Origin of the sequence: Trinickia dabaoshanensis, from assembly GCF_002879885.1 — a bacterium.
Taxonomy (GTDB): domain Bacteria; phylum Pseudomonadota; class Gammaproteobacteria; order Burkholderiales; family Burkholderiaceae; genus Trinickia; species Trinickia dabaoshanensis.
Genome location: NZ_PNYA01000090.1, coordinates 1 through 434 on the forward strand (window position 1 = coordinate 1; position 434 = coordinate 434).

At 52.5% G+C, this 434-nt stretch carries 1 pseudogene; it reads left to right on the plus strand.

The window, feature by feature from the left end:
* Positions 1-38 precede the first annotated feature (38 nt).
* Positions 39-434: pseudogene (gene mltG / locus C0Z18_RS32505) on the plus strand (endolytic transglycosylase MltG); the annotation flags it as partial.

The following is a 434-nucleotide window of genomic DNA, read 5'->3' on the forward strand; positions in this document are numbered from 1 at the left end:
GGACTTACCGCTTTACACCGCAGATGACCGTGCGCGAGATGCTGAAATTGCTGGAAAGCGGTAAAGAAGCACAGTTCCCTCTGCGACTGGTAGAAGGGATGCGTCTGAGCGATTACCTCAAGCAATTGCGTGAGGCCCCGTATATCAAGCATACGCTGAGCGATGATAAGTACGCCACCGTAGCGCAGGCACTTGAACTGGAAAACCCGGAGTGGATTGAAGGTTGGTTCTGGCCAGACACCTGGATGTATACCGCCAATACCACCGATGTCGCGTTACTCAAGCGAGCGCACTAGAAAATGGTGAAAGCGGTCGATAGCGCCTGGGAAGGGCGTGCGGACGGTCTGCCTTATAAAGATAAAAACCAGTTGGTGACGATGGCATCAATTATCGAAAAAGAAACCGCCGTTGCCAGTGAACGCGATAAGGTTGCC